Source organism: Bradyrhizobium daqingense, assembly GCF_021044685.1.
GTDB lineage: Bacteria > Pseudomonadota > Alphaproteobacteria > Rhizobiales > Xanthobacteraceae > Bradyrhizobium > Bradyrhizobium daqingense.
Genome location: NZ_CP088014.1, coordinates 1665805 through 1690264, shown reverse-complemented (window position 1 = coordinate 1690264; position 24460 = coordinate 1665805). Strand labels below are relative to the sequence as shown.

The 24460-nt window shown below is 65.1% G+C and carries 21 protein-coding genes; 14 read left to right on the top strand and 7 right to left on the bottom strand.

All coding sequences use genetic code 11. The features are described 5' to 3' along the window. Nucleotides 1-79 precede the first annotated feature (79 nt). The 4 genes from LPJ38_RS07895 (at nt 80) to LPJ38_RS07880 (ending at nt 3246) form a co-directional block, all read left to right on the top strand. A complete protein-coding gene (locus tag LPJ38_RS07895; RefSeq protein WP_167520761.1) occupies nt 80-1876 on the top strand; it encodes a sensor histidine kinase in 1797 nt (598 codons plus the stop codon). A 53-nt stretch (nt 1877-1929) separates the two neighbouring features. After that, complete coding sequence (locus LPJ38_RS07890) at nt 1930-2322, top strand: HPr kinase/phosphorylase (protein WP_231088590.1); 393 nt, start codon at nt 1930-1932, stop codon at nt 2320-2322. 208 nt (nt 2323-2530) lie between these two features. Further along, nucleotides 2531-2932: a PTS sugar transporter subunit IIA gene (locus LPJ38_RS07885; protein ID WP_007597752.1), complete on the top strand. Its 402-nt coding sequence runs from the start codon at nt 2531-2533 to the stop codon at nt 2930-2932. Next, the gene (locus tag LPJ38_RS07880; RefSeq protein WP_008542539.1) at nt 2929-3246 is read left to right on the top strand and encodes an HPr family phosphocarrier protein; all 318 of its coding nucleotides are present in this window, start codon (nt 2929-2931) and stop codon (nt 3244-3246) included. The genes LPJ38_RS07885 and LPJ38_RS07880 overlap by 4 nt, the downstream gene beginning before the upstream one ends. A gap of 127 nt (nt 3247-3373) precedes the next feature. Here LPJ38_RS07880 and LPJ38_RS07875 read toward each other — a convergent pair whose 3' ends face one another. Continuing rightward, a complete protein-coding gene (locus tag LPJ38_RS07875) occupies nt 3374-4999 on the bottom strand; it encodes a glycosyltransferase family 39 protein (protein WP_145641943.1) in 1626 nt (541 codons plus the stop codon). Between the two features lie 114 nt (nt 5000-5113). Here LPJ38_RS07875 and lepA point away from each other — a divergent pair, with 114 nt between their 5' ends. Further along, on the top strand, nt 5114-6925 hold the full coding sequence (lepA, locus tag LPJ38_RS07870; RefSeq protein WP_145641945.1) for a translation elongation factor 4: 1812 nt from the start codon (nt 5114-5116) through the stop codon (nt 6923-6925). Nucleotides 6926-7216: 291 nt separating this feature from the next. Here the strand turns inward: lepA and LPJ38_RS07865 are convergent, their stop codons facing one another. Then, nucleotides 7217-8179, bottom strand: a complete 963-nt coding sequence (locus tag LPJ38_RS07865; RefSeq protein WP_145641948.1) for a tetratricopeptide repeat protein — start codon at nt 8177-8179, stop codon at nt 7217-7219. Nucleotides 8180-8447: 268 nt separating this feature from the next. Here LPJ38_RS07865 and LPJ38_RS07860 point away from each other — a divergent pair, with 268 nt between their 5' ends. After that, nucleotides 8448-9416 carry an ABC transporter substrate-binding protein gene (locus tag LPJ38_RS07860; RefSeq protein WP_145641950.1) on the top strand — a complete coding sequence of 323 codons (969 nt, stop codon included), beginning with the start codon at nt 8448-8450 and terminating at the stop codon, nt 9414-9416. Nucleotides 9417-9561: 145 nt separating this feature from the next. On the opposite strand, the gene LPJ38_RS07855 is transcribed toward LPJ38_RS07860, so the two are convergent. Both LPJ38_RS07855 and LPJ38_RS07850 read right to left on the bottom strand, forming a co-directional pair. Beyond that, nucleotides 9562-9975: an SRPBCC family protein gene (locus LPJ38_RS07855; protein WP_145641952.1), complete on the bottom strand. Its 414-nt coding sequence runs from the start codon at nt 9973-9975 to the stop codon at nt 9562-9564. Nucleotides 9976-10136: 161 nt separating this feature from the next. After that, nucleotides 10137-11438 carry a serine hydrolase domain-containing protein gene (locus tag LPJ38_RS07850; RefSeq protein WP_167520762.1) on the bottom strand — a complete coding sequence of 434 codons (1302 nt, stop codon included), beginning with the start codon at nt 11436-11438 and terminating at the stop codon, nt 10137-10139. A 192-nt stretch (nt 11439-11630) separates the two neighbouring features. On the opposite strand from LPJ38_RS07850, the gene LPJ38_RS07845 reads away from it, so the two are divergent. Next, entirely contained in the window at nt 11631-12851 is a 1221-nt protein-coding gene (locus LPJ38_RS07845; RefSeq protein ID WP_145641954.1) for an MFS transporter, read from the top strand. Nucleotides 12852-12902: 51 nt separating this feature from the next. Here LPJ38_RS07845 and LPJ38_RS07840 read toward each other — a convergent pair whose 3' ends face one another. Both LPJ38_RS07840 and LPJ38_RS07835 read right to left on the bottom strand, forming a co-directional pair. Continuing rightward, the gene (locus LPJ38_RS07840) at nt 12903-15065 is read right to left on the bottom strand and encodes a putative bifunctional diguanylate cyclase/phosphodiesterase (RefSeq protein WP_145641956.1); all 2163 of its coding nucleotides are present in this window, start codon (nt 15063-15065) and stop codon (nt 12903-12905) included. A gap of 379 nt (nt 15066-15444) precedes the next feature. Continuing rightward, the gene (locus LPJ38_RS07835; protein WP_145641958.1) at nt 15445-15888 is read right to left on the bottom strand and encodes a L,D-transpeptidase; all 444 of its coding nucleotides are present in this window, start codon (nt 15886-15888) and stop codon (nt 15445-15447) included. A gap of 131 nt (nt 15889-16019) precedes the next feature. On the opposite strand from LPJ38_RS07835, the gene mepA reads away from it, so the two are divergent. The 5 genes from mepA (at nt 16020) to modC (ending at nt 19991) form a co-directional block, all read left to right on the top strand. Continuing rightward, nucleotides 16020-16964, top strand: coding sequence for a penicillin-insensitive murein endopeptidase (mepA, locus tag LPJ38_RS07830; protein WP_145641960.1), 945 nt, complete (start codon nt 16020-16022; stop codon nt 16962-16964). A gap of 180 nt (nt 16965-17144) precedes the next feature. Then, a complete protein-coding gene (locus tag LPJ38_RS07825; protein WP_167520763.1) occupies nt 17145-17648 on the top strand; it encodes a hypothetical protein in 504 nt (167 codons plus the stop codon). Nucleotides 17649-17831: 183 nt separating this feature from the next. Further along, nucleotides 17832-18617 carry a molybdate ABC transporter substrate-binding protein gene (gene modA, locus LPJ38_RS07820; protein WP_145641964.1) on the top strand — a complete coding sequence of 262 codons (786 nt, stop codon included), beginning with the start codon at nt 17832-17834 and terminating at the stop codon, nt 18615-18617. Nucleotides 18618-18630: 13 nt separating this feature from the next. After that, on the top strand, nt 18631-19326 hold the full coding sequence (gene modB / locus LPJ38_RS07815) for a molybdate ABC transporter permease subunit (protein ID WP_145641990.1): 696 nt from the start codon (nt 18631-18633) through the stop codon (nt 19324-19326). Nucleotides 19327-19328: 2 nt separating this feature from the next. Next, nucleotides 19329-19991 carry a molybdenum ABC transporter ATP-binding protein gene (modC, locus tag LPJ38_RS07810; RefSeq protein WP_145641966.1) on the top strand — a complete coding sequence of 221 codons (663 nt, stop codon included), beginning with the start codon at nt 19329-19331 and terminating at the stop codon, nt 19989-19991. Between the two features lie 116 nt (nt 19992-20107). Here the strand turns inward: modC and LPJ38_RS07805 are convergent, their stop codons facing one another. Continuing rightward, complete coding sequence (locus LPJ38_RS07805) at nt 20108-21901, bottom strand: potassium/proton antiporter (RefSeq protein WP_145641968.1); 1794 nt, start codon at nt 21899-21901, stop codon at nt 20108-20110. A 211-nt stretch (nt 21902-22112) separates the two neighbouring features. Between LPJ38_RS07805 and LPJ38_RS07800 the strand changes: the two genes are divergently transcribed. Both LPJ38_RS07800 and map read left to right on the top strand, forming a co-directional pair. After that, nucleotides 22113-23429, top strand: coding sequence for a mechanosensitive ion channel family protein (locus tag LPJ38_RS07800; RefSeq protein WP_061850122.1), 1317 nt, complete (start codon nt 22113-22115; stop codon nt 23427-23429). A 125-nt stretch (nt 23430-23554) separates the two neighbouring features. Next, nucleotides 23555-24373 (top strand): type I methionyl aminopeptidase, encoded by an 819-nt coding sequence (gene map / locus LPJ38_RS07795; RefSeq protein ID WP_145641972.1) that lies wholly within the window; start codon nt 23555-23557, stop codon nt 24371-24373. Nucleotides 24374-24460: the final 87 nt, after the last annotated feature.

Here is a 24460-nt window from a genome sequence, read left to right as displayed (position 1 = left end):
CGGTTCTGATTCCATCGGGACCGGGGGCGCTCTAGGATGTGGGGACCTTCTCAACGCCGTCCTAACGCGGGCGTAAGCATTGCTCGACCGAACGCAGCCCGATCCGAACCAGAGCGCCGGGGATTTCGCATCCGACGGCGTTCAGGAGCAAATTGCCGAAGGCAAGCCGCAAGGCTTCCGGCCGCTGAACTGGCTGACGCGCGCCGGGCAGTTCTTCTTCGCGCTGTCCTTCTCGAGCCTGACCCGCCGCATCGTCTCGCTCAACCTCGCCGGCCTCGTCGCGCTGGTCGCGAGCATCCTGTATCTGTCACAATTCCGCGCCGGCCTGATCGACGCGCGGGCGCAGAGCCTTTTGGTGCAGGCCGAGATCATCGCCGGCGCGATCGCGGCCTCTGCCACCGTGCAGACCAACGCCATCACCATCGATCCCGACCGGCTGCTCGACCTCAAGCCGGGCGAGACTTATGGCGGCTCGGACGAATATTCACCGCTCGACTTTCCGATCAATCCGGAGCGCGTGGCGCCGGTATTGCGCACGCTGATCTCGCCGACCAAGACCCGCGCCCGCATCTACGATCCGAACGGCAGCTTGCTGGTCGACAGCCGCAATCTCGAGAACGTGCTGCGCTACAATTTGCCGCCGCCGGCCGAGAAGCCCGGCATCGTCGAGCGCGGCATGGTCGCGGTGCGCACCTGGCTGAACCGCGGCGACCTGCCGCTCTATCGCGAGCTCGGCCCCGAAAACGGCAATGGCTATGCGGAGGTGGGCGACGCGCTGCAGGGCCAGAAGCGCTCGATGGTGCGGGTCAATGCGCGCGGCGAGGTGATCGTCTCGGTGGCGGTCCCCGTGCTGCGCTCGCGCGCCATCCACGGCGCCCTGATGCTGTCGACGCAGGGCGACGACATCGACCAGATGGTCACCGCCGAGCGCCTCGCCATCCTCAAGGTCGGCGGCGTCGCTGCCGCCGTGATGATCATGCTGTCGCTGCTGCTTGCGAGCACGATCGCAGGTCCCGTGCGCCGGCTCGCCGACAGCGCCGAACGCGTCCGCCGCCGCATCAAGGCCCGCATCGAGATCCCCGATTTCACCCGCCGTCGCGACGAGATCGGCCATCTCTCGGGCGCGCTGCGCGACATGACCAGCGCGCTCTACAGCCGCATCGAGGCGATCGAGATGTTCGCCGCCGACGTCGCCCATGAACTGAAGAATCCGCTGACCTCGCTGCGCTCCGCGGTCGAGACGTTGCCGCTGGCGCGCAACGAGACCAGCCGCGCACGCCTGCTCGAGGTGATCGAGCACGACGTCAAGCGGCTCGACCGTCTCATCTCCGACATCTCCGATGCCAGCCGCCTCGATGCCGAATTGCAGCGTCAGGATGCGATCCCGGTCGACGTGCGCCGCCTGCTGACGACGCTGGTGTCCGTCGCCAACGAGACCAAGCTCGGCCATGACGTCGCGGTCGAGACCCGCTTCGAGGGCCGCGGCCCGGCCGACACCTTCGCCGTGAGCGGCCACGATTCTCGGCTCGGACAGATCGTCTCCAACCTGCTCTCCAACGCGCAATCGTTTTCCGAACGCGGCAGCAAGGTGCGCCTCACCTGCCGCCGCGTGCGCGGCGAGATCGAGATCGTGGTCGATGACGACGGTCCCGGCATTCGCGACGACGCGCTGGAGCGCATCTTCGAGCGCTTCTACACCGACCGTCCGCATCAGGGCTTCGGTCAGAACTCCGGCCTCGGCCTGTCGATCTCCAAGCAGATCGTCGATGCGCATGGCGGACGCATCTGGGCCGAGAACCGCGCCGGCCCGCCGGACGACGAGGGCGCGCCGACGGTGGCGGGCGCACGCTTCGTGGTGAGGCTGCCGGCGCTATGAGTGACGGCGGCCCCAGCGTGCACGCCTCCGCGGTCAGGGTCGGACAAAGAGCGGTGCTGATCCGCGGCCCCTCGGGCTCCGGCAAGTCACGCCTTGCCTTCGATCTGATCATGGCAGGGCGATCAGGCGTGATCGAAACGGCCGTTCTGATCGGCGACGACCGTGTCCATCTGGCGACACTCGGCGAGGAAATTGAGGTGCGTCCCGCGCCGACCCTGGCCGGCTTGATCGAGATCCGGGGCCTCGGAATCCGCCGCTGCGACTTCGTGGAGCATGCGACCGTCGGCCTCGTGGTCGATCTGGACGCAAGGGATGCGGAACGGCTGCCGCTGGCCGAATCCCTAAAAACAAGCATTTTAGGTGTCGAATTACCGCGTATTCCAATCAGCCGCGACTATTCGCCCCTCCCGCTGGTTGTCGCGGCCTTGACCACTACCAAGAGTTAACCTTCTGCTAAGCCCTCAGGCGATTGTTTGAAGGGAAATGGTAACCATATGAACCCCACTATCGCGACCGAATAGACCGGCGCAGCTCCCCTTATCCTTCCGTCTAGATTCAGGGAGATACGCAACATCCCCCCTTGCGCGGGGGCTCTGGATGGTCAAAGTGGCGCGTTCGTGCGGTGCACCAAAAGCGCCCGCGAGGAGTTTTCCGATGATTGGTCTAGTACTTGTGACCCACGGGCGCCTTGCCGACGAATTCAAGGCAGCGCTTGAGCATGTCATGGGCCCACAAAAGCAAATCGAAGCGATCACGATCGGCGCCGAGGATGATTCCGATCTCTGCCGTAGCGACATCATCGAGGCGGTTAACCGCGTCGATTCCGGCGACGGCGTTGCGATCCTCACCGACATGTTCGGCGGCACACCGTCGAACCTCGCAATATCCTGCATGAGCCGGCCCAAGGTCGAAGTGCTCGCGGGCATCAACCTGCCCATGCTGGTGAAGCTCGCCAAGGTGCGCGAGGAGCGTCCGCTGCCCGACGCGATCGCGATGGCGCAGGAAGCCGGCCGCAAATACGTCACCATCGCCAGCCGCGTGCTCGCCGGCAAATGAGCGACGACGCGCCACAAGCGGGGACAGGCGTGCCCGCGGGCGCGATCTCCAAGGAGCTTCTGATCATCAACAAGCGCGGCCTGCATGCGCGCGCCTCGGCGAAATTCGTCCAGGCGGTCGAGCGCTTCAACGCGCAGGTGTGGGTGACGCGCGGCGGCGAGACCGTCGGCGGCACCTCGATCATGGGCCTGATGATGCTCGCAGCCGGTCCCGGCACCACGATCACGGTCGCGGCGGCCGGCGAAGAAGCGGAAGCCGCGCTCGCGGCGATCACCGAACTCGTTGAAAGCAAGTTCAACGAGGAAGGGGTTTAGGTTTTCTCCCGCCAAGCGCTCAGTGCCGTAGGGTGGGCAAAGGCGCTTAGCGCCGTGCCCAATGTCTCCCGACAATCACAACCAAAGTCTTGGGCACGCTTCGCTTTGCCCACCCTACGGCACTTTCTTACTTCGCCGGCCCTGCGATGTAGACATTCCAGGTCATCGCCGGACCGGCTTTGCCGTGGGTGAAACGGCGCGTGGTCATCACGATGCGCTCGGCATTCGGCGCGGTGTCCGACACCCATTTCTCGAAGGCGGGCAGGCGGCCGTCGGTCGGATCGAACACGCCGATGAAGCCGTATTTCTTGACGTCATCGAGTGACGTCAGCCCGGAATTCCAGGGCTCGAGCGGCAAGAACGCGGCGGGATGATCCGGGCTGTAGAACACCATCGGCTGGATCGATTCCATGGTGCCGGCGACGATGGCCCAGCGCGACGCAAAGCGGGTGTGCCAGGCCTGCGTCAACTCGCGCGCCAGCTCCGAGCGCGCGCCGTAGGTCGCGGTGTTGCCGGTATTGGCCGCCATCTCGCGCGCGGCGATCCAGGGCGAGGCGGCGAGCGTCGCGGCGCTGATCACGAGCCAGATCGCGGCGATGTTGAACAGCGCAGCGCTCTGCACCCGCAGGGTGGGGATTGCGACCAGTGCCAGGGGCACCAGGAAGAACAGCGAGATGCCCCAATCGGTCTTCATGTAGATGCTGAACACCAGCGCGCCGAGCGGCGGACCGACCGCGACGATGATCTGGATGATCCAGACGTTCAGCGCCTGCGAGAGGTTGACCCCCGGATTGACGCCGCGCGCCCAGGCGCGGGTGACGATGCGCAGCGGCGCCCGCCGCAGCAGCGTGAACCAATGCGGCACCAGCGCCATCGCGAGCGCGGCGAGCGCCACCGGCAGCGCCAGCAGCGCGACATTGTGCAGGACATAACCGGCGACGAGCCGGTGCATCAGGCCCGCGTCCTGCAGGCTGTAGGTGTCGCCGGCATAGGTCAGCGGCACGAAATGCGCGTCCGCCAGCCAGACGATGTGCGGGATCATCGCGACCACCATCGTCGCGATCGCGACCCATGGCGCCGGCGACGACAGGAAGCGCAAGCGCTCCGGATGGATCAGCGCGGCAAGGCCGACGGCGCCGATCATGGTCAGCACCCAATATTTCGTCATCAGCGCCAGCGCGCCGGCGAGGCCAAGCAGGACTCCGGATTGCCAGCTCCGCTTCTCGAACGCGTTGAGATATGCGAGCACGAGTAGCGGCAAGGTGACGAGCTGGAGCAGATCCGGATTGTACTTGAAGCCCTTGAAATTGAAGATCGGGTAGAGCGCGATCATCACCACGACGAGGAACGCGCGCCGCGCATCGACCACGCGCAAGGCAACCAGCCAGCAGATCACCATGCCCAGACTCACCGTGGTCATCGCAAGCGCATAGGTGGCCCAATCCGCCGCCGGGAACATCTTGAACCAGACGCCGGCGACCCAGCCGGAGAGCGGCGGGTGCTTGCCATAGCCCCAGAGGAATTGCTGCCCCCAGCCATAGGCTTCTGCGACGTCCATATGAACGTCCTGCGCTGCCTTGAGATTGATCAGGATGAAGGTCCAGAGCACGCCATGCAGGATGGCGAGCTGGATCACCAGCCACAATCTCGCCTCGGGCCGGGTCGCACAGGCGACCAGCCAGGCCCGGAAGCGGGCATAGCTGAGACGGGTCTTTGCGCGCGTTCTGGTGGTGGGAAGAGAGGTCGTCGACATGGGCCGTTGCCTAGCGCGTTTTGGCCCGTCATGGAATCAGCTTGGCGTGAACAAAGACCCTGAAAATACAGCAATATGGTTGCCGCACGGGGATGTGAGTGGTATCCCGCGCCCATGACGACCGTCCCCATTTCCAACATCCGCAATTTCTCCATCGTCGCCCATATCGACCATGGCAAATCGACGCTGGCCGACCGCCTGATCCAGATGACCGGCGGCCTCTCCGACCGCGAGATGGCGGGCAAGGAGCAGGTGCTCGATTCCATGGACATCGAGCGCGAGCGCGGCATCACCATCAAGGCGCAGACGGTGCGTCTTTCGTACCGCGCCAAGGACGGCAAGGACTACGTCTTCAACCTGATGGACACGCCCGGCCATGTCGACTTCGCCTACGAGGTCTCGCGGTCGCTGGCGGCGTGCGAGGGTTCCCTCTTGGTGGTCGACGCCAGCCAGGGCGTCGAAGCGCAGACGCTCGCCAACGTCTATCAGGCGCTCGACAACAATCACGAGATCGTCCCGGTCCTGAACAAGGTCGACCTTCCCGCCGCCGAGCCCGAGAAGATCAAGCAGCAGATCGAGGACGTCATCGGCATCGACGCCTCGGACGCGGTCATGATCTCGGCCAAGACCGGCCTCGGCGTGCCCGACGTGCTGGAAGCCATCGTCACCCGCCTGCCGCCGCCGAAGGGCGATCGCGAGGCGACGCTGAAGGCGTTGCTGGTCGACAGCTGGTACGACGTCTATCTCGGCGTCGTCGTCCTCATTCGCGTCGTCGACGGCGTCATGAAGAAGGGCAGCCGCGTACGCATGATGGGCACGGGCGCCGCCTACGACGTCGAGCGCGTCGGCTTCTTCACGCCGAAGATGCAGCAGGTCGACGAGCTCGGCCCCGGCGAGATCGGCTTCATCACCGCCGCGATCAAGGAAGTCGCCGACACTCGCGTCGGCGACACCATCACCGACGACAGGAAGCCGGTCGCGGACATGCTGCCGGGCTTCAAGCCGGCGATCCCCGTGGTGTTCTGCGGCCTGTTCCCGGTCGACGCCGACGATTTCGAGACGCTGCGCGCCGCGATGGGCAAGCTGCGCCTGAACGACGCCAGCTTCTCCTTCGAGATGGAAACCTCCGCCGCGCTCGGCTTCGGCTTCCGCTGCGGCTTCCTCGGCCTGCTCCACCTCGAGATCATCCAGGAGCGGCTGTCGCGCGAATTCGACCTCAACCTGATCGCGACTGCGCCGAGCGTCATCTACAAGATGAAGCTCACCGACGGCACCGAGCTCGAGATCCACAATCCCGTCGACATGCCCGACGTGGTCAAGATCGCCGAGATCGACGAGCCCTGGATCGAGGCCACGATCCTCACGCCCGACGAATATCTCGGCAGCGTGCTCAAGCTGTGCCAGGACCGCCGCGGCGCGCAGAAGGAGCTCACCTACGTCGGCTCCCGCGCGATGGTGAAATACGACCTGCCGCTCAACGAAGTGGTGTTCGACTTCTACGACCGCCTGAAATCGGTCTCCAAGGGTTACGCCTCGTTCGATTATCATCTCACCGACTACAAGCCGGCCGACCTCGTCAAGATGCAGATCCTGGTCAATGCCGAGCCGGTCGACGCGCTCTCCATGCTGGTGCATCGCACCCGCGCGGAAGGGCGCGGCCGCGCCATGGTTGAGAAGATGAAGGAGCTGATTCCGCCGCACATGTTCCAGATCCCGATCCAGGCGGCGATCGGCGGCAAGGTGATCGCGCGCGAGACGGTGCGCGCCCTGCGCAAGGACGTCACCGCAAAATGCTACGGCGGCGACATCACGCGTAAGCGCAAACTTCTGGAGAAGCAGAAGGAAGGCAAGAAGAAGATGCGGCAATTCGGCAAGGTCGACATCCCGCAGGAAGCCTTCATCGCCGCGCTGAAGGTGGATAGCTGAGGCCCGATCAGAGCCGCTACCGAATATCTCGTCCCTCCTGCGCGGCCGAAGCCGCCGCTTCGGCGAGGCGAAGGCCCGAGCATTCGCATTCCTGCTGCCGCCACAAAAACGGTCGGACGACCAACGTCTCGAAACAACCCCATGCACAGTAGCCATGGTCTTGGTTGCATTCGATATTTTTGATTTACCGAAATTGGCTTGACCACCGGGCAAAACAGTGGCATGATGCCACCCTCGCATCCCTCGGGAATCTCTGATTGAAACGCGCGATTTTGCGCGCCCGCATGCAGATTAGATCCGACTGGTCTTCCCCCGAATGGCCATCGACCGTTTCAGGACCTGCTCGGCATCGGCATAGCGGCCTTGATACTTGTAGAGACCGGCGAGGTTTTCCAGAACGCCGGCGAGATCCGGATGGTTGGGGCCGAGGGTTTTCTCGAAAGTGGCCGCCGACCGCTTGAACAGCCGCTCGGCCTCCGCGTTACGGCCCTGACGCCCGTAGAGCGCAGCCAGATTGTTCTGTGCCTGCGCGATGTCGGGATGATCCGGGCCGAACGCCTTCTCGGTCACCGCTATCGACCGCCTCAGCAGGCGCTCGGCATCGGCATAGCGATGGCGATTGATATAGGCGTCGGCCAAATTGTTCATCAACACCGTGGCTTCGGGATCGTCGGGACCGAGCGCCTTCTGCAGCACGGCGAGGCCTCGCTTGAATAGCGGTATGGCCTGATCGTACCGGCCCTGATGGCTGTAGACCGCGCCGAGGTTGCTCAACGCCATCACGATCGACGCATCATTGGGGCCGACCGTCTTCTCGCTGATGGCGATCGAGCGCTTGAGGAGCGGCTCCGCTTCTGCGTAACGCTCTTCCGCGCGATAGAGATCGCCCAGATTGTTCAGCACCATGGCGACTTCGGCATGATTCGGACCGAGTGTCCTCTCCCGGATCGCCAGCGCGCGCTTGTACAGCGGTTCGGCAACAGCGTATTGGCCGAGATTGTAATGGATCGTGCCAAGGTCGTTCAGCGGCATCGCGACGTGGGCATCATCAGGGCCGAACTCCTTCTCGCGAAGGGCCAGCGACTTCTGGGCCAGAGGCAGCGCTTCCATGTACTTCCCGGCCCGATAAAGCTGCTTCATCTGCAGCGCAAGCGCACCCGCCTCGTCTTGTTCGGCATGGGATGGCGCGCCGAATGACAAGCTCAAGGCGAGCGCGGCGACTGCGACGTAAATCGATGCTTTCAGGGGCTTCATCACGCGTTCCTTGGTCGCGGGTCTCACCGACATACGCGACGTTGGTGCAGCCGGAAGGCGGAATGGTTCAAAGCCCTCGCCTGGGCGGCTGCCCCCGGCCTGGGGCACAAGAAACATCGAGGTGTTGCCCCGGACGAGTCTTCTGATCCAGGCAAGCTGCCGGCGACGCCCCGCCCGGTATCTGGCCCCTGATCCGAGTGAGACGGCTTACGAGCATTTGGGGCGTGCTATAGTCTGGCTATCGCACGGCAGTTTCGAGCGAGGTCAGATGAGACGGCGCGCATTCATCGGGCTCGTGGCGGGCGCAATCGGCTGGCCGCTCATCGCACGCGCCCAGCAGTCCTCCGCAACGCCGCGCGTCGTCCAGTTGGGACCGGTCGAAATCCCCGCGCAGATCGCTGGAACCAAGAGGCTGCTTGCAGAGCTTGGTTACGTCGAGGGGCGGATTCGACTCGAGTTTCGTCACGCGGCCGGAGATGCCGACGCGCTGCCGGCGCTCGCGCAGGAGATCGTGCGGGATGGACCGGTGGACGTGATCATCGCCATCAGCACTCCTGCCGCTCTTGCGGCCTACAAGGCAACGCGAACAATTCCGATCGTGACCCTTGCTGCCGTCGACCCTGTCGCGTCCGGACTGGCCGACAGCCTCGCCCGCCCGGGCCGCAACGTGACCGGCATCGCGGTTTTCTCGGAGGAAACCACTGTAAAGCGGGTCGAGCTCATGCGGGAGATCCTGCCCCAGGCCGTCCGCCTCGGGACTGTCACGACAAAGGTGTCGAGCGGTGCACAGAGTCTCACGCCGGTTCTGGAAGCCGGCCGCAAGCTCGGCTTCGAGGTCGAAGCAATCAACATCGATGATCCCGCCAGCATCGGGACAATCCTGAGCCCGGACAACCTCGCCCGATTTGACGGTCTAGTTTTCGTTCCTGATGTCGTGCTCAGCGCCCACCTGGGCGAAGTCGTCAGGCTGGTGAACCTGAGCAAGAAGCCTGCAATCTTTGCTTCACCGGACTGGGTCGCGAACGGCGCTTTCATGTCGTTCGGCCCCGACTTTGCAGACGCAGGGCGCCGCTTGATTGCGCAGGTTGATCGCGTTCTACGGGGCGCAAAGCCGGGCGACCTGCCTTTCGAACGACCCACCAAGTTCGACCTCAGGATCAATCTCCGCATCGCCAAGGCCCTGGGTCTCGACCTGCCTGCAACCGTCGTCGCCCGCGCCGACGAGGTGATTGAATAGCGCGCAGAATTTGATCACGCTCTACCGCCTTTGCCGTCGTCCAGTAAGCCACCATCCCTGCTGCGCACCATCGACAAAACAAAAAGCGCGAAGAAACGCATGGAAGGGGATCGGGAGTACGCCAGCACGCCCGATCCCTGATCGATCAGGACCTCTGCTTCGCCTCGACGTAGCGCGCGAAATTGTCGAGGATCGCCTGCCAGCCGGCTTGCTGCTGCTCCACCGAGTGCGTCGTTTCGCCATCGAAGGCGACGCGGACGACGACCCCATTCGCGCCGGGCACGAACTCCACCTCGGCTGTTCGATCGCCGAACGCGTATTCGATCCGCTTGTGTTCGATGATCTTGGTGTAGGTGCCGGCGAAGTCGAAGCCCATGCTGCCGTCCTTGGCTTCCATCCGCGACGAGAACGCGCCGCCTTCTCGCAGGTCGACCGTCGCCTTGGTCGTATGCCAGTCGTCGGACGCCGCATTCCACTTCACGATGTCGGCAGGCGTCGTATAGGCCTGCCAGACCCGATCGATGGGGGCTGCGACGCTGGTTTCGACGGTGATCCTCATGGGCATTGCTCCAGTTCAATTCTTGCATTTGAGATGACGAAATCACTTCCTGTGTGCCGGCCATCCGCGGCACTTCCGGAATTGTAAACCAAGGACGATCGAACCTCGTCGGCGCCGACACCGTCGTCGTGAAATATCGTGATCAAGCCGCCGTCAGGTCGTCATTGCCCGAGCTGTTGAATCACGGCGGACCACAATGCGAGCGGCTCCCGCAGGCTTCCCGGCTCGAACGGCTTTTGGCGAACGGCCGTGTGCACCATGACGAGCTTGGAGGCCGGATCGACCAGGATGACTTGGCCGCGAATGCCGAGCAGGGCAAATCTGCGCTGCTCGCCCGGAAGGATCCACACCTGATAGCCGTAACCGAAATAGGGTGTAGCGACGCGCGGGGCGAGATGACCATCGGCCGGCCTGACGGTGGTGGCATCCAACAGCCACTGCCGGGGGATCAATTGGCGACCTTCCCAGACGCCGTCGTTTGCGAGCAAGCGGGCCAGGCGCGCATAGTCGCGCAAGGTTGCATTGAAGCAGCAAAAGGCAATCTCCTGCCCGCTGCCGTCGATCGCCCACGACGCGTCCGCTTCGGTGCCGATGACGCCCCAGATCCGGTCGTGGAGATAGTCGGCAAGTGGAATGGCTGTGGCCGAGCGCAGCACCAGGCCGAGTATCTCGGTTTCGACGCTTGCATAGTGCCATCTGGTCCCCGCTGGTGCGGTTCTGTTGTTGAATTGCGCGACGATGGCCGCGGGATCTTTTGCCTCACCACCGAACAGCGCCCGCCCCAGCCGGGCGATGTCGTCCTTCCCGTCATAAACTTCCGAGAATTCGACGCCCGAGGACATGTTCAGCAAGGCGCGGATGGACGTGTTTCCATATTCCGTTCCTGCAAGGCCGGGGACGTAGGTCGAGACGACATCGTCGATCGACTTGATCTGCCCTTCCGAGACCGCGATCCCGACCAGCATGGCCACCAGCGTCTTCGCCATGGATTGCGAGAGAAAGCGATCGTGATCGGTCCGCGCATATTGATAGTGCTCGTACAGGATGGTGTCGTCCCTGGCGATCAGGAGCCCTGTCGCCGGGTTGCGCTTGAGGTAGTCCGCGATGCTCAGCCGTTCGTTGTTGAAGCTGTAGGCGATCGACGGCTCCGGTGAGCGCTTGAAGTGCCACGGTGCCGCCGCGCGACGAACCGTGCGCGAGGGGTAGATGTCGCCGAAATGGCTGTAGACCCCGACGAGCTTGTCGAGCTGCGTGGCCGTGCCCCGGGTGCCGACCGGATAGCCGTCAGCCGCGCCGTAGAGTTCGGCATCGGGGCCGCTCTCCGAAAAGACCGGGCCCGGCTCGCGCGGTGGGCTTTGGCCGTCCTGTGCGCATGCCAGGGATGCCAAGACCGCGGCGGCGAAAATGACGGGAAGGAAAAGGCTGCGGCGATTGAGCGGCCTGCAGAGCACGTCCCACTTCATTGAACTTGCCTCTTCACACATTGCTGTGTGTGCGCGCATGAGAACAACCTCGCAGGCCGGGGACCGAAGGCATGCTATCACCGCGGGCAGGCAATGTCAGCGTGCCGTTGCAGCCCGCCTTGCCCTCTCGCAGAAGTTAGGCCACCATCTCTGCTGCGCAGCACCCACAAAAGCAAGAGCGCGAGGAAACGCATGAGCAAGCCGTCAGGCTTCGACTATGGCTGGGTCGTTGTGGCCGCGGGCGCGCTGATGACCTGTGTCGGGTTCGGCACGATGCTGTCCCTTGCGGTGTTCCTGCAGCCGATCTCGGAAGCGATGGGCTGGTCGCGCGCCGGCGTGTCCGCCGCGGCGACGCTGGATTTTCTCTGCATGGGCGTCGCCGCATTCCTCTGGGGCGCACTGTCGGACCGGTTCGGCACGCGCATCGTGGTGCTCGCGGGAAGCCTGCTGCTGGGGCTCGGTCTCGTCACTGCGAGCCAGGCGGCAAGCCTGTGGCAATTCCAGCTTTGCTTCGGCGTACTGATTGGCATTGCTGCCGGCAGCTTCTACGCGCCGATGATGGCGCTCGCGAGCGCTTGGATAGAGAAGAACCGCAGCCTTGCGGTGGCGCTGGTCTCCGCCGGGATGGGCGTCTCGCCGGTGACGGTGGCGCCGACCGCAAGCTGGCTGATCACGGCCTATGACTGGCGCACCGCGATGCTGGTGATCGGCATCGCTTCGTGGGCCTTGCTGATCCCCGCCTGTTTCCTGGTGCGTCCGGCACCGGCAGCCGCCGGCCCGTCAACCGCGGACGCCTCGCCCGAGGTCGAGCTGACCGCGGCGCAGGCACTGCGCACGCCGCAATTCATCGCGCTCGCCGCGGCGCATTTCGCCTGCTGCGCCGCGCATTCCGGCCCGATCTTCCACATGGTGTCCTATGCGATGATCTGCGGCATCGCCCCGCTGACGGCGGTGACTGTCTACAGCGTCGCCGGCGTCTCGGGCCTCGGCGGCCGACTGCTGCTGGGCGCGCTCGCCGATCGCATCGGCGCAAAGCCCGTGTTGGTCGGCGGCCTCCTCGTGCAGGCGATGTGCATCGCGACCTATCTCGCGGTCGCGCAGCTCGGCGAGTTCTATGCGCTCTCGGTGGTGTTCGGCCTCGCCTATGGCGGGGTGATGCCGCTCTATGCGGTGCTAGTCCGCGAATTCTTCGGCGCGCGCATCATGGGCACCGTGTTCGGTGCGGTCTCAGCTTTTGCCAGCCTCGGCATGGCGCTCGGGCCGTGGGCCGGCGGGCTCGTGTTCGACAGCTTCCAGCAATACACATGGCTGCATGTCGGCTCCTTCGCGATCGGGCTTGCGGCGGTCGCGGTGGCGCTGAGCTTTCCGACGAAGCGCAGGCAACCGCTCGATCTCGGTCGCGCTGCGGCGTGACGGGGCGGCGCATACGGTTAACGGAGAGAGCGGCGCCCAAGAGGTGAACGCTCACGCCACCAGCGCAGTGTCTTCGCCGTCGATGCCGCGCTGCGCCGCCAACAGCGCGACGATCTCCGCATTCGGCCGGGCCTTGCTGAACAGGAAGCCCTGGCCTTCGTCGCAGCCTTCGGTGCGGAGGCAGCTGAGCTCGGCTTCGGTCTCGACGCCTTCGGCCGTGATGGTGACGCCGAGACCCTTGCCGAGGCTGACGATGGAGCGGATGATCGCCTGCGCCTCGCGGTTGGCACCGAGATCGCGCACGAAGGACTGGTCGATCTTGATCTTGTCGAACGGGAAGCTGCGCAAATAGCTGAGGCTGGAATAGCCGGTGCCGAAATCGTCCATGGAGATACGCACGCCGAGCGCGCGCAGCGCATGCAGCGTGGCCAGCACCTGGGCGCTCTTCTCGAGCAGCAGCGTCTCGGTGATCTCGAGTTCGAGGCGCCGCGGCGGCAGGCCGGAATGTTTCAGCGCGTCTGTGACCATCGAGAGCAGATTGCCGCTGCGGAACTGGAGCGGCGAGAGATTGACGGCGACGCGGACGTCGTCCGGCCAGGCGGCAGCGTCCATGCACGCCCGCCGCAGCATCAGCCCGCCGAGCGGATTGATCAGGCCGGTGTCCTCGGCGACCGGAATGAATTCGGCCGGCGAGACCATGCCGCGCTCGGCATGCGGCCAGCGTACCAGCGCCTCGAAGCCGGTGATGCGGCCGCTCTGGAGGTCGATCAGCGGCTGGTAATAGGGCCGCAGCACGTCGTTCTGGATCGCATCGCGCAGCTCGACCTCGATCTTGCGGCGGCTCTGCGCTTTCGCATCCAGCGCCGCCTCGAAGAAGGCGAAGCTGCCGCGCGCGTCCGCTTTGGCGCGCGACAGCGCCATGCCGGCGCTCTTGAGCAGCTTCTCGGACTCGTCGCCATCGCCCGGCGCCATGGCGATGCCGATCGAAGCGCCGATCACCACGGAATGGCCGTCGAGCAGATAGGGATCGGCGATGGCTTCGAGCAGCCGCTTGGCCAGCATCACCGCGTCCTCGGGGCGCGTCAGCCCGTTCTGCAGAACCGCGAACTCGTCGGAATTGAGCCGCGCCAGCGCGTCTTCCTCGCGCAAGGTCGAGCGCAGCCGCTTGGCGACGCCGCGCAGCAGCTTGTCGCCGACGGCGTGTCCCAGCGTGTCGTTGACCGACTTGAAATTGTCGAGACCGAGGATCAGCAACGCGACCTTGTCGGTGCTGCGCCGCGTATGCAGCAGCATCTCGTCCATCTGCTGGCGCAGCAGATTGCGGTTGGGCAGGCCGGTCAGGGCATCGTGCTGGGCCATGAAGGCCAGCCGCGCCTCGGCGCGCTTGCGCTCGGTGATGTCCATCAGCGCGAGCAGCACCGCGGGCTGCTCGGCATAGGTCAATTCGCGCGAATAGATCGCAAGGTCGATCAGCACGCCGTCGGCCTTCACGTGCTTCCAGGTGCGTCCCGCCTGCTCCTCGCCGGCGGAGCCGGCGGCCCAGGGCGGCTCGCTGTCGAAGGCCTGGAGGCTGCGGATCGTCAGCTTCTCGAACTCGGCGCGGCCATAGCCGTAATGCGCGATCGCGGCATCGTTGACACCGAGGATGCGCTGGTCGTCCAGCGCGCAGACGATCATGGGAACGGGATTGCCGTCGAACAGCAGGCGGAACGAGGCCTCGCGCTGCTTCAGCTCGGTGATGTCGACGCGCAGGCCGACGACGCCGCCATCCTCGGTCAGCCGCTCGTCGATCAGGATGACGCGGCCGTCGGCCAGCTTCTGCTCGTGACGGGCGCCGGGCTGGTAGAGCTTTTGCAGCCGCTCGGCGATCCATTCGTCCTCGTTGCCGATGGCTTCGGGATAATCACCGCGGGCGACGCCGATGCGGAGCGTGTCTTCGAGGCGTGCGCCCTCCTCGAACAGATCGGCGGTCTTGCTGTAGATCTCGGCGTATTCCTTGTTCCAGAGAACATAGCGGCCGTCGGCATCGAGAAACACGATGCCCTGCGGCAGGATGTCGATGGCCTGGCGCAGGCGCTCATGGGATTTGCGCGCTTCGGCAATCGCGGCCTCCGCCTCGGCGCGGCTGCGCAGAAGTTCATCGCGGTCGCCTGGCGGATGCGGCGCGCGTGCGAACCGCGGCTTGCGCGGCTGTCGGCCGGCGCGGGCAAGCACGTTACGCTTTCGCTTTCCTGTCTTTCGAGACCCCAAACTCAAATTCACTCGTCCCAGTCGCGCCCGGCGGCCGCAAGCTTTGGGGCAAGTGTCTGAAAAAACAGTAATCCTGCTTGGCTGCAGCCCGCGCCAGGTCGCCCCCTTGCTGCCCGTTTGCGAGGCGCGGGTACGTGGACGAAGGCCACCGGCTCATTCCGACGCCGCGGTGGAGCATCGATCTGGCGCAGAATTGCGCGCAGGCTTGATTCCTTTCCGCGCAGCGCGCGCGATTGCATGCGGAGCGCTTCCATTCCCCATGTCGCGCACCAATTTTGGGCAATGCGGCACAGGGTTATCGCGGCGTTAAGAATCGGCCGGCAGGATGCGATTTCCGAATGACTCAATTGGAAATGCGGATCGTGGTGTTGCGCACACCCTCGCGCTGGACCAGCGCGAACAGGGTCGCCGCATGCGCGGGATGCAGCCTGACACAGCCATGGGAAGCCGGCCCGCCGAGGCGGGAGATGTCCGTGGTGCCGTGGATGGCAAAGCCGTGGTGGAAGAAGATCGCGTGCGGCATCGGCGAATTGTAGTATTTTCGCGAGAAATGACGCCGCATCATCGCCTGCGGATGGAAGGTGCCGCTCGGCGTGCCGTAACCGCGGCGGCCGGTCGACACCGGCCAGTTGAAGCGCGGCGCGCCGTCGACGCGCACCGACATGCGCTGCGATGATTTGTCGATGTCGACCCGGAGGTCGGCACGCGCCGGCGACATGCAAAGTCCCGCCAGCACACATGCAGCCAGAGCGACCCGCCGCGCGGCCTGCGTCGGAAAAAATGTCATACTCAAAAAGCCTCTGCATCCACGGCATGATGTCGCCGGCGCCTCGCGACTGTAAAGCCGCGGTGAGGCAGCACCCGCACGGCAAGCCTAATTCTTAACCCTGAGGCGGTGTTGGGCTATAAGATTCGGGCATGAGTCCCCACCGCTTCGCCCCTCTCCTGCTTTTAGCGACATTCCTGGCTGCCGGCAGCGCGCTGGCCCAGGACAAAGGCAGCGTCACCCCGAAGGCTCTGCCCCCGCTCGCCAATCCCAACGATCCCGGTCTCGGCGCCAAAGAATTGTTCGCGCGCAAACTGCTGCCGTCGAAGGGCCCGGCGCATGTGGTCGGCTCCTACACCAGGGGATGCCTCGGCGGCGCCGCGCAGATGCCCGTGAACGGCGACAATTGGCAGGTGATGCGGCTGTCGCGCAACCGCAGCTACGGCCATCCCGACATGATCGCGCTGATCAAGCGGCTCGCGGCCAAGGCGCACAGGGATGCCGGCTGGCCCGGCATCCTGGTCGGCGACATCGCCCAGCCGCGCGGCGGGCCGGCGCTGTCGGGCCATGCCAGCCACCAGATCGGCCTCGATGCCGACATCTGGCTGACGCCGATGCCGGACCACCGGCTCTCACGCGAGGAGCGCGAGGAGATGAGCGCGGTGATGATGGTGCGACCCGACCGGCTCGACGTCGATCCGAAGGTGTTCACGCCGGGCCATGTGCTGGTGCTGCGCGATGCGGCGCGTGAGCCCGCCGTGCAGCGCATCTTCGTCAACGCGGCGATCAAGAAAGCGCTGTGCCGCGAGGCCAAGGGCGACCGCGCCTGGCTGTCGAAGATCCGCCCGTGGTGGGGCCACGATTATCACTTCCACATCCGCATGCATTGCCCGGCGGGCGCCGGGGAATGCGAGGGCCAGCCGTCGCAATCCGAGGACGAAGGCTGCAAGCCGTCCGATCTCGCCTATTGGTTCTCGGACGCCGTGCTGCACCCGAAGCCCCCGCCGGAGCCGCCGAAGCCGAAGCCACCGATGACGCTGGCCGAGATGCCGGCGGCCTGCAAGGCGGTGCTGCATGCGGCCGATGTGAAGCCATAAGCATCCCCAGGCGCGAAGCGCCCGGGATGACGAGCTCGTTGGTTGGCTCGCGCCGCTGAAATACGCTAGGATGGTGCCGCCGCCGTGCCGTAAGCCCGCGGCCTTCCGGGACGCGCATCCCGTTCTTCAACAACCCCACCGCAAGCCTGCATCCCCGCGTGGCCGACGATGAGATTTGACATGCGCGTCCTCACTTTCCTTGCCGCACTTTCGCTTGGCGCTACCTCCGCCTTGGCTGCCGACGAACCCAGCGGCTGCGACAAGTTCAAATGGTCCATCGAGCGCGAGCGCGCAGCGCTCACGGCGTCGGATCGCCCCAAGCTCGCATCGGGAAGCGAGCAGGCAGCCCTGCCGTCATCCGCCATCACGCTTGGGCTGGTCGTCCCAGGTGAAGCCAGGCTGCCGACGCCGCCGGAGCGGGCGCCGAAGGACGGCACCTTTGCCGGCTTCACCAGCATCAAGGCGCCGAAGGCCGGGCTGTACACGGTCAGCCTGTCGGCCGGCGCCTGGGTCGACGTGGTGCAGGACGGGCATTTCCTCAAACCGGTGGCCTTCAGCGGCGCGACCGATTGCGCCGGCATCCGCAAGACCATCAAATACGAGCTGTCGGGACAGCCCTTCGTGCTGCAGGTCAGCGGCGCCAAGGAGAACTCGCTCTCGATTGAGATCCTGCCGGCGCAATAGGCCAAACAGCCGCCTTTGACCTGGCGGCCCAGCCTGCTATCTTCGCAGGTGCGATATCCCCGCCGGCCGTAAGCCGTTGCCGGGACACGCGGACAGCGCTTCCGCCCGTCGCAACCTGACTTGAATCCAACGCCAGATTTGCGCGTGCATTTGCACGCGCGGGCTCGCACGGAGCGCTATCCCATGATTCGTATTGCCGGACTTTTCGCCGCCTTCCTCATCCTCGCCGGCGCGAGTTTTTCGCCTGCCAGCGCGCAAGACAAGACCATCACCGTGTTCGCCGCCGCCTCGATGAAGAACGCGCTCGACGAGATCGATGCCGCCTACACCGCCAGGACCGGAGTCAAGATCACCGCGAGCTACGCCGCGAGCTCGGCGCTGGCCAAGCAGATCGAGCAGGGCGCACCGGCCGATGTGTTCGTCTCCGCCGACACCGACTGGATGGACTACGCAGTCTCCAAGAAAACCATCAACGAGCCTTCCAGAGTCAATTTGCTCGGCAACAGCATCGTGCTGATCGCGCCGAAGGATTCCAGGATCGACAACGTCAGAATCGCGCAGGGCTTCGACCTCGCCAAGCTCGCCGGCGACGGCAGGATCGCGACTGGTGACGTCAAGTCCGTTCCAGTCGGCAAATATGCCAAGGCGGCGCTGGAGAAGCTCGGTGCATGGCAGGCGGCCGAGCCGAAATTCGCCATGGCCGAGAGCGTGCGCGCCGCGCTGACGCTGGTCGCCCGCGGCGAGGCGGCGCTCGGCATCGTCTATGCGACCGACGCCAAGGTCGAGCCCGGCGTGAAGATCGTCGGCAGCTTCCCGGCGGATTCGCATCCCTCGATCATCTATCCGGTCGCGGCGACCACGACCGCGAAGAGCGAGACCAGCGATTATCTCGCCTTCCTGCGCTCGTCGGCCGCCAAGACCATTCTGGAAAAATACGGCTTCAAATTCCTGGTGAGCCCCAGCACCTGATCCTCGTCGCTTGATGCTCGACATCTCTCCCGCCGAATGGACGGCGATTCTGCTCTCGCTCAGGGTCGCCATCATCGCAACGCTGGTGGCAACGCCGTTCGGCATTGCGCTGGCCTGGTTGCTCGCGCGGCGTGATTTCTGGGGCAAGTCGCTGCTCGATGCGCTGGTGCATCTGCCGCTGGTGTTGCCGCCCGTCGTCACCGGCTATCTCCTGCTTCTGACCTTCGGCCGCAAAGGCCTCGTTGGCGGATTTCTCGCCGACTATCTCGGCATCGTCTTCTCGTTCCGCTGGACCGGCGCGGCACTCGCCTGTGGCGTGATGGCGTTTCCGCTGCTGGTGCGGCCGATGCGGCTGTCGATCGAGGCGATCGACCGCCGGCTCGAGCAGGCCGCCGAGACGCTCGGCGCAGCGCCATGGAAGGTGTTCTTCACGGTGACGCTGCCCTTAGCACTGCCCGGCGTGCTCGCCGGCATGGTGCTCGGCTTTGCCAAGGCGATCGGCGAGTTCGGCGCCACCATTACCTTCGTCTCCAACATTCCCGGCGAGACCCAGACGATCTCGTCCGCGATCTATTCGCTGATCCAGACGCCTGACGGCGATGCCGCCGCCGGCCGGCTCGTCATCGTCTCGGTCGTGCTCGCGCTCGGCGCGCTGATCGCGGCCGAATGGTTCGCCCGCCGCGCCACCGCGCGGCTGCACGGGAATTGACCATGCTGCGCGTCGATGTCGAGAAACGGCTGGGTGAGTTTTCGCTCTCCGCGTCCTTCACCAGCGACGGCCGCGTCATCGGCCTGTTCGGCGCATCGGGCGCCGGCAAGACCTCGCTGGTCAACATGATCGCAGGGCTGCTGCGGCCCGATCGCGGCACCATCGTGATCGATGGCGAAACCGTCGACGACACCGCCGCCGGCCTCCACGTGCCGACTTATCGCCGTCGCATCGGCTATGTCTTCCAGGATGCCCGACTGTTTCCGCATCTGAGCGTCGCGCAGAACCTCGATTACGGACGGCGGATGAACGGCCTTGACCCGGATCACGCGCAGCACAGGCGCATCATCGACCTGCTCGACATCGGCGCCCTGCAGGATCGCCGCCCCGGAAAACTCTCGGGCGGCGAGCGCCAGCGCGTCGCGCTCGGCCGCGCGCTGTTGTCGCGGCCGCGCCTGCTGCTGCTCGACGAGCCGCTCGGCGCGCTCGACGAGGGCCGCAAGCTCGAGATCCTGCCGTATCTGACGCGGCTGCGCGATGAAGCCAACGTGCCGATGGTTTATGTCAGCCACGACGTCGCCGAGTTGCGCCAGCTCGCGACGCAGATCGTGATGCTGAAGCAGGGCCGGGTGACAAGTCTCGGCGGGGTGAAGGTGCTGGCGTAACGGGGGAGTTTCGTAGCCCGGATGGAGCGAAGCGCAATCCGGGACGGTGCCACGGGAGAAGCATCCCGGATTACGCTTCGATCCATCCGGGATACCCGTCCGGCTGCGAGGCGCGCCTAAACTCCCGCCACCGACGCCCACAAATCCGCAAGCTTGCGCCGCAGCGTTTGCGCCCGCGTCAGCGGCGCGGGCGTTTCGTCTTCTTCGGGCAGGCGCAGGCCGACGACGTTGACGCGGCCGCCGGAGATGCTGCGTGCGACCAGCACGATCTCGTCCAGCGGCAGCTCGGCGCCCTCTTTCGGCGCGTGGTCGAGATGGACGTCGAAATAATCGGCCAGGGTCAGCTTGCCGTCGTCCTCGCCGACCTTCACGCCGTAGATCTCGGCGAGTTCGGCGAGCGTGTGCTCGCCGGAGACCATGAAGTCGCCGAGCAGATGCGGATCGGGCGCCGAGCTCGGCTGCATGTCGACGAAGAAGCGGTCGAGCGCCTCGGCCTTCTCCGGCGGCGCCAGCAGGTAGATGTAGTCGCCGGGCGCGATCGGATCGGCCTCCATCGGCGTCAGGATGTTCTCGTTGCGGATCACCAGCGTCGGCTTCGACCACGACGGGATCAGGCCACGGCGGAAATACAGGCTCTTCGGCCGCACCGGATAGCCGACCAGCTGCTGCTCGAGCTGGCCGGGCAGATCGAGCTCGACGCGGCGCGGGCCGCGCTCGGCGCGCGGCAGCGCCACGTGGAGCTTGCGCGCAGCAGGCGCCAGCGTCCATCCCTGCAGCAGCAGCGAGATGATGACGACGACGAAGGCGACGTCGAAATAGAGATAGGCCTTGGGCAGGCCGACCAGCATCGGGATCGAGGCCAGGAAGATCGCGACCGCGCCACGCAGGCCGGTCCAGGCGATGAAGATCTTTTCGCGCCAGTTGAAGCGGAACGGGCCCAGGCACGCTAAGACGGCGATTGGCCGCGCAATCAGCATTAGCACCAGCGCGACGGCGATCGCCGGCAAGATGCTGGCACCGAGCCGATTTGGTGAGACCAGGAGGCCGAGCAGCACGAACATCACGATCTGCGCCAGCCAGGTCGCCGCGTCCAGGAAGGCCACCACGGAATTATGCGCGCGCGTCGGCCGGTTACCGATGATGATGCCGGCGAGATAGACCGCGAGGAAGCCGGAGGCGTGCATGATCTGCGAGCCGCCGAAGATCACGAGCGCAGCCGTGGTCACGAACGGCGCATGCAGACCCTGGGGCAGCGCCACCTGGTTGAGCGCGATGACGACGAGGCGTCCGCCGATGACGCCGACGACGGCGCCCAGCACCGCTTCCTGGATGAACTCCACCAGCACATGGCCGGGTGAGCTCGTTCCCAGCGAGATGTATTCCACCAGCATAAGCGTGAGGAAGATCGCGAAGGGGTCGTTGGTGCCGGATTCCGCCTCGAGCGTCGCGCCGACACGCGGGCGCAGGCGCAAGCCCTGGGTGTGCACCAGCAGGAACACCGCGGCGGCGTCGGTCGAGGCCACCACGGCGCCGACCAGCAGCGATTCCGACCAGTTGAGATCGAGCGCGTATTTCGCGAACGGCGCCGTGATCAAGGCGGTCAGGAGCACGCCGATCGTCGCCAGCACCACGGAAGGCGCGAGCACGGTGCGGATGCTGGCAAAGCGTGTCCTGAGGCCGCCGTCGAACAGGATTAAGGCGAGTGCGACCGATCCGACCAGATAGGTGGTGCGGACGTCGTCGAACTGGAGCTGGCCGGGACCGGAATCGCCGGCGAGCATGCCGATGACAAGGAAGACGAGCAGCAGCGGCGCGCCGAAGCGCAGCGCCAGCAGGCTGGAGAGAATGCCGGCCATGACGAGGACGGCGCCGAGCAATATGGCGAGACTGACGGAATCGAGAGAGGCCATCCACCTTCCGGGTACAAATCGCTGGAATATCCATCCTTATCGTCGGCACTCTCCTGCGCCAACCCATTTTCTCCCGCTCGCGGCAATGTGCCCGCATTTTGCGGCCTTAACGCGCTTCACTTCACGGTGTATCGATGGCTCGGCCGCACCCTTTGTGGGATTCTGCGGCTCCCTCGAATCATTTGCGCCCGCCTGCTTCCCGACGAGACCGATGGACATGGACCTCAAAGACTTCATGGAGTTCGTGCAGACTACTGCACGCAGCGTCGGGGCGGAAATCTCGTCACCCTGGTTCTACCTGCAATTCGGCCTCATCCTGGCCGCGGCCGGCATCGCCTATGCCGCTGAGGCCGGCATTCGCAGCCGGGTCGACATGACGTCACTGGCGATGCGCTGGCCGCTGCCGCTCCGGCACTTCGCCCGGGTGATGGTCGCGAGCGCCTCGACGGCGGTGTTCACGCTGCTCGTGATCGTCTCGCGCGTGGTGATGTACCACGCGACCTGGCCGAGCCGCAGCTATCTCCTGATGGTCGCTGCCAAGATGGGGCTGGCCTGGCTCGTGATCCGGCTGGTGACGTCGGTCCTGCGCAACGCGTTCATCGTCAAGCTGGTGTCGATCACGGCCTGGTTCGTCGCCGCGCTTTCCATCATCGGGCAGCTGGAAACGACGGTGGAGCTGCTCGATTCCTTCGCCATCGTGCTCGGCGGCCTCAGGCTGACCCCGCTGTTGGCGATCAAGGCCGGCGCGCTGCTGCTGATCGCGCTCTGGCTGACCAATATCGCGAGCAATTTCGCCGAGAGCCGGATCAACGCGACCACAGACCTGACGCCGTCGGTGCAGGTGCTGCTGGTGAAGATCATCCGCATCGGGCTTCTTGCCGTCGCAATCGTCATTGCGCTCGGCGCCGTGGGTATCGATCTGTCGGCGCTCGCGGTGTTCTCCGGCGCGGTCGGCGTCGGCATCGGTATCGGCCTGCAGAAGATCGTCGCCAACTTCATCTCCGGCATCATTCTGCTCGCAGACAAATCGGTGAAGCCCGGCGACCTCGTCACCATCGGCGACAACACCGGACGCATCAGCGCGATGAAGACGCGCTATATTTCCGTCGCAGCCGGCGACGGGCGCGAATTCCTGGTACCGAACGAGGATCTGGTGACGCAGAAGGTCGTCAACTGGACCTATACCGACAAGAACACGCTGGTGAAGATCGCCTTCGGCACCAATTACGACGCCGACCCCAGGCTGGTCTGCAAGCTCGCCGCCGAGACCGCCGCCGCCCACCCCCGCGCCCAGAAGGGCAAGCCGCCGAACTGCATTCTGACCGAGTTTGCGGAGGCAGGGATGAAGTTCTCGTTGACCCTGTGGCTCGCCGACCCCGACGGCATGGACACCGTCAAAAGCGACGTGATGCTGGCGCTGTGGGACGCCTTCAAGCAGGAGGGCATCCGGGTTCCCTACCCGGTCCGCGAAATCCGCATCCGCGGCGGCGCCCTGCCGGTCGAAACCACCGTAGAAGTCCCGAATTAGGCCGGCTTTCGGGCGCACAGAGTACGCTCGGCTTGCATGAAGGCCCGCAATCATTAGATTAGAGCCTGAAATCAAGCCTTTCCGCCGATATTGCCACTAGACCGAGCCCGGAAGACAGTTCCCGCATGAGCTACGTCGAAGCCACCGATACCTCCCTGCGCAAGACCGGACAGATCAAGCTGCATGGGCCGGCCGCCTTTGCCGGCATGCGCAAGGCCGGCGCGCTGGTGGCGAAGTGCCTCGACGAGCTCACCGACATCGTCGCGCCAGGCGTGCCGACCTCGACGATCGACGAATTCGTCCGCGACTTCGCCTTCAGCAACGGCGCCTATCCGGCGACGTTGATGTATCGCGGCTACCGCTACTCGACCTGCACCTCGCTCAACCACGTGGTCTGCCACGGCATGCCCGGCGACCGTCCGCTGAAGGAAGGCGACATCGTCAACATCGACGTCACCCTCATCGTCGACGGCTGGTATGGCGATTCCAGCCGGATGTATGCGGTCGGCCCGATCGCGCGCAAGGCCGAGCGGCTGATCGAAGTCACCTATGAAGCGATGATGCGCGGCATCGCCGCCGTGAAGCCCGGCGCCACCACCGGCGACATCGGCCACGCCATCCAGAGCTTCGTCGAGCCGCAGGGCATGAGCGTCGTGCGCGATTTCTGCGGCCATGGCCTCGGGCGCATGTTCCACGACGAGCCGAACATTATCCATATCGGCCGTCCCGGCGAGGGCGTGCAGCTCAAGCCCGGCATGTTCTTCACCATCGAGCCGATGATCAATCTCGGCAAGCCGCACGTGAAGATCCTCTCCGACGGCTGGACCGCGGTGACCCGCGACCGCTCGCTGTCGGCGCAGTTCGAGCATTCGGTCGGTGTGACCGCGACCGGTGTCGAGATTTTTACGCTGTCGGAGCGGCACGGCGAGAAGCAGATCGGGTGATGTTGCGGCAAGCCGATCCTGCATGACCCGAATTTGCTGGCGCAATTGACGGTTGCAAAATCGCGGTTCCCCGGCAATGCTGGCGAC

Coding starts and splice junctions, on each gene's coding strand:
- map (WP_145641972.1), top strand. CDS start 23,555: ATGAGCTACGTCGAAGCCACCGATACCTCCCTGCGCAAGACCGGACAG.
- LPJ38_RS07860 (WP_145641950.1), top strand. CDS start 8,448: ATGAGACGGCGCGCATTCATCGGGCTCGTGGCGGGCGCAATCGGCTGG.
- mepA (WP_145641960.1), top strand. CDS start 16,020: ATGAGTCCCCACCGCTTCGCCCCTCTCCTGCTTTTAGCGACATTCCTG.
- modA (WP_145641964.1), top strand. CDS start 17,832: ATGATTCGTATTGCCGGACTTTTCGCCGCCTTCCTCATCCTCGCCGGC.
- modB (WP_145641990.1), top strand. CDS start 18,631: ATGCTCGACATCTCTCCCGCCGAATGGACGGCGATTCTGCTCTCGCTC.
- LPJ38_RS07850 (WP_167520762.1), bottom strand. CDS start 11,438: ATGAAGTGGGACGTGCTCTGCAGGCCGCTCAATCGCCGCAGCCTTTTC.
- LPJ38_RS07805 (WP_145641968.1), bottom strand. CDS start 21,901: ATGGCCTCTCTCGATTCCGTCAGTCTCGCCATATTGCTCGGCGCCGTC.
- LPJ38_RS07880 (WP_008542539.1), top strand. CDS start 2,929: ATGAGCGACGACGCGCCACAAGCGGGGACAGGCGTGCCCGCGGGCGCG.
- modC (WP_145641966.1), top strand. CDS start 19,329: ATGCTGCGCGTCGATGTCGAGAAACGGCTGGGTGAGTTTTCGCTCTCC.
- LPJ38_RS07855 (WP_145641952.1), bottom strand. CDS start 9,975: ATGAGGATCACCGTCGAAACCAGCGTCGCAGCCCCCATCGATCGGGTC.
- LPJ38_RS07845 (WP_145641954.1), top strand. CDS start 11,631: ATGAGCAAGCCGTCAGGCTTCGACTATGGCTGGGTCGTTGTGGCCGCG.
- LPJ38_RS07885 (WP_007597752.1), top strand. CDS start 2,531: ATGATTGGTCTAGTACTTGTGACCCACGGGCGCCTTGCCGACGAATTC.
- LPJ38_RS07825 (WP_167520763.1), top strand. CDS start 17,145: ATGCGCGTCCTCACTTTCCTTGCCGCACTTTCGCTTGGCGCTACCTCC.
- LPJ38_RS07835 (WP_145641958.1), bottom strand. CDS start 15,888: ATGACATTTTTTCCGACGCAGGCCGCGCGGCGGGTCGCTCTGGCTGCA.
- lepA (WP_145641945.1), top strand. CDS start 5,114: ATGACGACCGTCCCCATTTCCAACATCCGCAATTTCTCCATCGTCGCC.
- LPJ38_RS07800 (WP_061850122.1), top strand. CDS start 22,113: ATGGACATGGACCTCAAAGACTTCATGGAGTTCGTGCAGACTACTGCA.
- LPJ38_RS07865 (WP_145641948.1), bottom strand. CDS start 8,179: ATGAAGCCCCTGAAAGCATCGATTTACGTCGCAGTCGCCGCGCTCGCC.
- LPJ38_RS07875 (WP_145641943.1), bottom strand. CDS start 4,999: ATGTCGACGACCTCTCTTCCCACCACCAGAACGCGCGCAAAGACCCGT.